Raw genomic sequence first — 7,654 nt, forward strand, 5'->3', positions numbered from 1 at the left:
CGAGGAGACACCTCCACGCCCCCGTGTCACAGCGGGCAGGTGCGGCCGTCGACGCGGGCGTCCGACACCCAGGCGGCCGGCGCGTACGCGTCGTCGTACGCGAAGTCCACCACCACGCCGACGCTGAGCGTCCCCCGGGAAGGGACCGTTCGGTTGTAGTCGGCCGCGGTCACGGTGACCAGGTCGCCCGTGGTCGTGGCCGTGCCGTTCCAGACCTGGACCCGCGCTTTGTCCGGCACGCGGAACGTCAGTTTCCAGCCCGCCTCCAGGGCCGTGTCCGACGTGATGTTCAGGTCGGCCTCGATGCCCTCGTTCCACTGGTTGCGGATCCGGACGTCCGCTGAACACGCCTGCGACGGCGGCCGGCTCGGCTTGTCCTCGTCCTCTTCCGGAGTCCGGTCGGAGGGCGAGGGGCTGACCGTCTCGCGGTCCTCGGCGGGTGCGGAGGCCGAAGGGTCGGCCGTCGCCGACCGGTCGGGGCCGCCGGGCTTTCGGGACACCTCCGGGGCATCGTCGGGCGCACCGCTCCCGGGAAGTTCGCGTTGCACGCCCGGTCGAAGGAGTGACGACGCAGGTCGCGCGTCCTGCTGGGAGGCATCGTGCAGAACGAGCATCCCGCCTCCCAGGAGCACCAGCCCGGTTCCGATCCCGGCCGCCTTCATCAGCCGGCTCCTGCCGGCGCTGCTGCCGGTGGTACGGCCTTCGGTCCCGCCGGGGAGCACCCGCCGCCCCGCAGGCCGGACCGAACGCGACGGGCGAACCTCCGCGCCGTTCGGCTGTTGCGACAACTGCCGGCGGCGCCGGGCCACGTAGGCGGGGCCGCTCCACTTGAGCGTCGCCTCGGCGACGAGTCCGGGCAGTACGTCGTCCGCCCTGCTCAGGCACTCGAAAGCCGTGCCGCAGACGAGGCATCCGTTCAAGTGCTCCAGAAGATCGGGCGGTGTCGTGGGAGCGCTCCCGCGCGCGGCGGCGTCCAACAGGCTCGCATACGACCGGCAGACGGGATCCTGCACCTGCGCACGGTGTATCAGCGAGCTCCGTTCCCGGAAGGACTCCGTCACACGGACCAGGTCCGCCGCCGTCTCGGCTCGCGGCCGGTCCAGCCGCTCGGCGACGACCGTGTCCGGCAACCCTTCGACGCAGCTCCACCACAGCAGTTCGCTGTCGTCCGGATCCATGGCGCACAGGGCGCGCAGTGCCAGTGACGTCTCGGCCGACGCCCAGGGATCCCATGGCTCGGCACCGGGATCCGCCGCGTGTTCCGTGAGCCGGTTCAGCAGGTCCGGTGCGAGGACCCGGGCCTCTTCGGGCGAGGACGACATCTCCATGGCCACGATGAGCACGGTGTTGAGTGCGGCGGGGACGGTGGGCAGTTCCTCCGCCCAGGAAGGCTCCAACTGGCGTGAGGCGCGCGTCCGTTCGCCTGCCCGTGCGGCGAGCGCCTCGGCGGCGGTGGACGTACGCGTGCACAGCCGGGCGTACGTGTCGACGGGGTCGGACTCGTCGTCCCACAGGCGGCGGCCGATGAACGGCGTCGCGGGCGCGGAGGCGTCGAGGGAGCGGCTGGTTGCCGGAGGGGGGACGAGCGACTTTGACACGAGTCCTCTTCCATGGAAGTGGGGGAGCGCGACAGCCGCCTGCGCGGTGGCCGAGGAAGTCACTGCGGGCCACGTCCGCCGAGACACTGGGCGCGGTCATGCGATGCCGAGGCTGTCATGGCCGCACTGCCGAGACAAGATCCATCCGAAGCCGGGTACGGGGCACGGCCGCGGCTCGTACGACGGTGACCCGGCGGGGGCGCGGTGGCCGGAACACCGCGCGCCGGTCATCTCCGACCGGCCCTCGTCGGGGCCCGACCGCCATCGCGCCCGACCGGCGCACCCGTCCGCGCCGGTCGGGCGCACGGATCGCCGCACCCTGCGAGCCACCCGCGTCCGCACTGGTGAGCGCCGCTCCCGGTCTTCGAGCCCCGCGACGCGGTGCGGCCCGAACGGGTCCTGGCGACCTCGCCGCACGTCCGACGGCCGACGGCGATCGGCCCGTCCCGTACCTCGCCCGAGCCCGGCCGTCGCCCGACCGGACGCGTACGGCCGAGAGCCGGGGGCGCGGAAGGACGCCTTGCCGAGGGCGTGAAAGCGGCAGGCCGTCGGAGGGCAATACTCATGGCCGCTGAACGGTTGCACCGAACCGGCCGAGTGCCGCGGGCCTCCTGCCGGCCTCATCGCTCATACCTCATGAGCAATGGGCGGGCCCGGCCCTTGATCCCCGGCCCTCGACCCCCGGCCCTCAGCCCCGCCGGACCTCGGCCGCCGGCCACCGTCGTGGCCAGCGGCCGAGGTCCGGACGTCGCCGACGTCAGGGACGTGATCAGCCGGCGGACCAGATCGACACGTTGTCGATGTTGAGCCACTTGCCCGCCGGGCTGTCCGACCAGATGCCGAGGTTCACCTTGCCCGACGACACGGTGAAGGTCAGCTTCTTCGTCGCCCAGGTGTCCTGCTTGGCGGTGAGGTGCACGGGCACCGCCGACCCGCCGTGTCCCTTCACCTCGACGTAGGCGCTCTTCTGGCCGCCGCTGGACCGGTAGTCGAAGGACAGCTCGTAGGAGCCGTTGGGCAGGGCGACCTCCTGGCTGATCCAGGAGGTGTACGCCGCGTCGTCCCACACCGCGAGCTGCCGGCGGCCGTCGCCGAGCGTGGACTCCTCCACCTTCCCGGGGCCCGTCACCTTCCACTGCGGGACCCGGGTGCCGGCGATGTCCTGGTCGAACCGGCCGTTGGCGACCCGGTTGCCCGTGATCGTGCCCGCCGCCGCGTCGACGTCGACGTCGGTGTAGCCGTGCAGGACGGGGCCGGAGCCCTCGAAGGTGAGCGGATACCAGGCGTTGCGTCCTATGCCCCCGGGCGCGGGCGAGCCGCCCGGCTTGTAGAACTGCGAGTACCGGTCGCCGTTGTAGAGGTAGGACGTGCCCTTCGAGCCGACCACCGGGATGATCTGCTCGAACTGCGTGCCGAAGGAGTTGTCCGAGGAGGGCCGCGTCGCGACGGTGCTCCACGGCGCGGCCTTGTCCCAGCCGCCGAGGGTGCTGCTCGCGCGGTACGACGTGGCGGTGGCGTCCCAGTAGTCCATGCCGGAGGCGAACAGGTAGTAGGTCCCGTTGTCCTTCACGATGGCCGGGGCTTCCTTGTGGGCGTACGACTCGGAGTAGACCGCGGGGCCGACCCCGGTCCAGTCGCCGGTGAGCGGGGCGACGTTGAGCGTGACGTTGAAGCTCTTGGCGTCGCCCCGGCCCGTGTCTCCGACGTAGACGAGGTAAGCCTTGTCCCCGTCGACGAAGACCGAGTGGTCACCGGTGGTGTTGCCGTTGATCTCCTTGGCCGGGCCCGTCGGCGTGTAGGTGCCGTCGATCGTCGGGCTGGTGGCGAAGAGGATCTGGTTGCGGTTCCGGTCGCCGTCGTTGACCTCGACGACCAGGACGAACTTCCCGTCCGGATTCCGGATGAGCTGGGGACGTCCGAGCCACAGGCCCTCCGCCAGGGGGCCCTCCGAGCCGGACTGGCTCAGGACGGGGCCCTCGTACGTCCAGTTCTCCAGGTCGGTGGAGCTGTACAGGTTGATCGTCTTCGGCTGGCCGCTGACCAGCTTCTGGCCCACCCAGTAGTAGATCGATCCGACCTTGAGGACGTTGCCGCCCTGGGCGAGGATCTCGTTCCCGTCGGTGTCGGTCCAGGCGGTGTCGTTGGCGATGACCGACGAGGGTCCCGCGGCGTGGGCGGGCAGGGCGAGGCCGCCGGTGAAGGCCAGTGCCACGGCGGCGGTCAGGGTGGTGAGGCGGGTGGCTCGCGCTCGGAGGTTCATGGGGCTCCTCGGACGATGACGGCTCTGATGGTGAAAAAAAATTATCACGCAAGCTACCCAAGAGACCCATGCGTGAAATAAATTTGAACAGCCGGTAGGCCGTCGCCCTTCCTCGGGCGCCCCCATCGCACCGGCACATCCCACAGCAGCACTGGAGTACCTATGAAGCAGAGGTCGGCTTCACCGCCGCCAGTCACGCCGGTCGTCCTCCGGCGGCGGCCGTTGCGGCAGCGGTTGACCGGGTGGGCCTTCGTCCTGCCCTTCGCAGTACCGTTCCTCCTGGCTGTCGTGGCCCCGATCGTCTACACCGCGGGCCTCAGTCTCTTCCAGGAACGCCTCATCGGCGGCGTGACGTTCGTCGGTCTTGACAACTACGGGGAGCAGCTGAGCGACCCACGGTTCTGGGACGGGGTCGCACGGGTCGGCCTCTTCCTGCTCATCCAGGTGCCGCTCATGATGGGGTTCGCACTCGGTGCGGCGCTGGCCCTGGACAGCGCGCGGCTGTACGCCCCCGCGATCTTCAGGCTCGGCATCTTCCTTCCCTACGCCGTGCCGGGCGTGGTGGCCTCCCTGCTGTGGGGTTACATCTACGGGGCGCAGTTCGGTCTGGTCGGTGACCTCAAGGAGCTCTTCGACATCGCCCTGCCGGACCCGTTGTCGAGCACGCTCATCCTGCCGTCGATCAGCAACATCGGCCTGTGGCTCTACGTCGGCTACAACATGCTCGTCCTCTACGCGGCGCTTCAGTCCATCCCCTCGGAGCTGTTCGAAGCCGCCCGGATCGACGGAGCGGGCACCTGGCACATCATCGTCGGCATCAAGCTGCCGGCCATCCGCGCGACCCTGGTCTTCACCACGATCTTCTCGGTGATCGGCGGGTTCCAGCTCTTCAACGAGCCCAACATCCTGCGAGCGATGGTGCCCAACGTGATCAGCACCGACTTCACGCCGAACATGTACGCCTACACGCTGTCCTTCGCCGGACAGCAGTACAACAGCGCCGCGGCCGTGGCCATGATCATGGGCGTGGTCACCGCGGTGGTCGCCTTCACCGTGCAGCGGCGTGGCATGAAGGGGGCCGTGTGATGCTCACCCAGGACAAGTCGCCCGACGTCGGCCGGACCGCGGCGCCCTCCCAGGAACGCGCCGAGCCCCGGCGGGCCGTCGTGCGTCGTCGCGAGCCGCGCGAGAAACCCCGTCGGCAGCGCTCGGTCGCCCTGACCGTGCTGATGACGCTGCCGCTGCTCTACAGCCTGTTCCCGCTGGTCTGGCTCGTCATGAACTCCACCAAGTCGCTGGACGACCTGTTCTCCAGCTTCGGACTCTGGTTCGGCGACGACTTCGCCCTCTGGGACAACGTGGTCGGCGTCCTCACCTACGACGACGGCATCTACGGGCGCTGGTTCGCGAACACGCTGTTCTACGTCGCGCTGGGCGCGGGCGGCTCGACCCTCCTGGCGGCCCTCGCCGGATACGGCCTCGCCAAGTTCGACTTCCCCGGCCGCCGGGCGGCACTGGCCGTGGTGCTGGGAGCCGTTGCCGTACCGGGAACCGCGCTGGCCGTTCCCACCTTCCTGCTCTTCAGCCAGATGGGTCTGACGAACACTCCGTGGGGCGTCCTGATCCCGCTGCTCGTCACGCCGTTCGGACTCTTCCTCCTCTTCAGCTACGCCAACGAGGCCGTGCCGAACGAGGTGCTGGACGCCGCACGCGTCGACGGTGCGGGCGAGTTCCGCATCTTCTTCACCATCGTGATGCGGCTGCTGTCGCCGGCGCTCGTCTCCGTCTTCCTGCTGGAAGTGGTGGGCGCCTGGAACAACTACTTCCTGCCGCTCATCATGCTCAGCGACCCCTCGTGGTTCCCGCTGACCGTGGGCCTGAACCGGTGGAACGCCCAGGGCGCCAGCGCGGAGGGCGAACTCATCGCCAACCTCGTCCTCACCGGGTCCCTCATGACGATCGTCCCGCTGGTCATCGTCTTCCTCTTCCTTCAGCGCTTCTGGCGGGCCGGGCTCGCCGCCGGCAGCACGAAGGGCTGATGTCTGCCGGAGCGCTCCGGCGGCCCGCCGGATGTCCTCCGAGCGCTGAACGTCCGAGCGCTGAACGTCCGAGCGCTGAACGCCCCAACGGAACAGCTCGCGGACCCCACGAGAAACCAAGGAAAAGGAATCAACGTGAACAGATGGTCGCGTCACCGCAGAACGACCTCCCTCCTGCTCGGCTCGGTGCTCACCGCGGTGACGGTGACGGCCTGCGGCGGCGGCGCCCAGGGCGGCTCCGAGCCCGAGTCCGTCAGTGAGAAGGAGATCCGGGCGGCACTGGAGAAGCCGACCGAACTGACCGTCTGGTCCTGGTCCGGAAGCCTGCCCGACGTCGCCGAGGCGTTCGAGAAGAAGTACCCCAAGGTCAAGATCAAGGTCGAGAACGTCGGCACCGCGGCCGAGCAGTACACCAAGCTCCAGAACGCGATCAAGGCCGGCAAGGGCGCCCCCGACCTGGCCACCGTCGAGTACAGCGCCATTCCCCAGTACGCGCTCTCGGGCGCGCTCGTCGACCTCAAGCGGTTCGGCTTCGACTCCCTGAAGGACGAGTTCACCCCGGCCACGTGGGATTCCGTCAACGTCGGGGACGGCCTGTACGAACTGCCGCTGAACGCCGGTCCGATGGCGCTCTTCTACAACAAGAAGACGTTCGACAAGTTCGACATCGCGGTGCCGACGACGTGGGACGAGTACCTGGAGGCGGGCAAGAAGCTCCAGAAGGCCGATCCCGAGTACTTCATCAGCGCGGACAACGGCAACGCGGGCCTCACCGAGAGCCTCATATGGTCCGCGGGCGGCAGGCCCTTCAAGGCGGACGGCGAGAAGATCACCGTCGACCTCCAGGACGCCGGGTCCAAGAAGTACGCCGAGAGCTACCAGAAGCTGCTCGACGCCAAGGTCCTCTCAGGAGTGGCGGGTTGGTCGAACGAGTGGTTCCAGGGCCTGGCCGACGGCAAGATCGCCACGCTCACGTCCGGGGCCTGGATGGCGGGCATCCTCAAGGGCAGCGTCGCCAAGGCGTCCGGTGACTGGCGGGTGGCTCCGATGCCCTCGTACGACGGCGAGACCACCACATCCGTCAACGGAGGCGGCAGCCTCGCGATGACGGAGCAGAGCGACAAGAAGCTCGCCGCCGCCGCGTTCCTGCGCTACGTCAGCGCCGAGGAGGGCGCGGACATCACCCAGGCGACCGGTTCCTTCCCCGCCCGCGCCAAGGCGCTCGCGGCGGAGAAGTTCCTCGGCGCCGAGGACGAGTACTTCGGCGGCCAGGAAGTCAACCGCGTCTTCGCCGACTCCCTCGCCGCGGTGGGCGAGGGCTGGCAGTACCTGCCCTACGACGTCTACGCCATCACCATCTTCAACGACAAGGTCGGCAAGGCGTACACGGGCGAGAAGACGCTCCAGGACGGTCTGAACGCCTGGGAGCAGGAACTGCTCAAGTACGGGAAGGACCAGGGATTCTCCGTCAACTGACACGCACGGGAGCGGAACGGGCCGCCGTCCCACGGCGGCCCTCCTGCTCCCCGCCGTCACCCTGCCGGCCGAGACCGAACCGCGACTTCCGGGAACCAACAGTGCCTTACGGCGTGACTCCGTCCGAAACGAACCCTCCGGAGGACCGGTGCGGACAGCCCGCCCGTCCGGCCGGTACCGGCAGCGCCGCGGCCGGCCGATCGTGGGGGAGCGGTTCATGAGCGGCGACGCGGAGTCGAGCCGGCGCCCTTCCTCTTTCGGGGCCGATGGGTGGCGGACAG

5 protein-coding genes are annotated in these 7,654 nt (G+C 69.4%); 3 read left to right on the forward strand and 2 right to left on the reverse strand.

The annotated features are described in order from the left end of the window. Positions 1-26: 26 nt before the first annotated feature. Positions 27-1,598: a cellulose binding domain-containing protein gene (locus EES43_RS27895; protein WP_124271325.1), complete on the reverse strand. Its 1,572-nt coding sequence runs from the start codon at positions 1,596-1,598 to the stop codon at positions 27-29. A gap of 769 nt (positions 1,599-2,367) precedes the next feature. After that, the gene (locus EES43_RS27900) at positions 2,368-3,858 is read right to left on the reverse strand and encodes a family 43 glycosylhydrolase (protein ID WP_164493295.1); all 1,491 of its coding nucleotides are present in this window, start codon (positions 3,856-3,858) and stop codon (positions 2,368-2,370) included. A gap of 288 nt (positions 3,859-4,146) precedes the next feature. Between EES43_RS27900 and EES43_RS27905 the strand changes: the two genes are divergently transcribed. The 3 genes from EES43_RS27905 to EES43_RS27915 all read left to right on the forward strand — a co-directional run bounded on the left by EES43_RS27905 (position 4,147) and on the right by EES43_RS27915 (position 7,373). After that, positions 4,147-4,944 carry a carbohydrate ABC transporter permease gene (locus tag EES43_RS27905; protein ID WP_346774335.1) on the forward strand — a complete coding sequence of 266 codons (798 nt, stop codon included), beginning with the start codon at positions 4,147-4,149 and terminating at the stop codon, positions 4,942-4,944. Further along, positions 4,941-5,897: a carbohydrate ABC transporter permease gene (locus EES43_RS27910; protein ID WP_241192551.1), complete on the forward strand. Its 957-nt coding sequence runs from the start codon at positions 4,941-4,943 to the stop codon at positions 5,895-5,897. Before EES43_RS27905 ends, EES43_RS27910 begins: the two co-directional genes overlap by 4 nt. Before the next feature lie 135 nt (positions 5,898-6,032). Then, positions 6,033-7,373, forward strand: coding sequence for an ABC transporter substrate-binding protein (locus tag EES43_RS27915; protein ID WP_241192552.1), 1,341 nt, complete (start codon positions 6,033-6,035; stop codon positions 7,371-7,373). Positions 7,374-7,654: the final 281 nt, after the last annotated feature.

Source organism: Streptomyces sp. ADI96-02, assembly GCF_003846185.1.
In the GTDB taxonomy this organism is placed as follows: domain Bacteria; phylum Actinomycetota; class Actinomycetes; order Streptomycetales; family Streptomycetaceae; genus Streptomyces.

What these genes read in the sequence shown, in the direction of transcription:
- EES43_RS27900 (WP_164493295.1), bottom strand. Translation starts at nt 3,858, where the DNA reads ATGAACCTCCGAGCGCGAGCCACCCGCCTCACCACCCTGACCGCCGCC.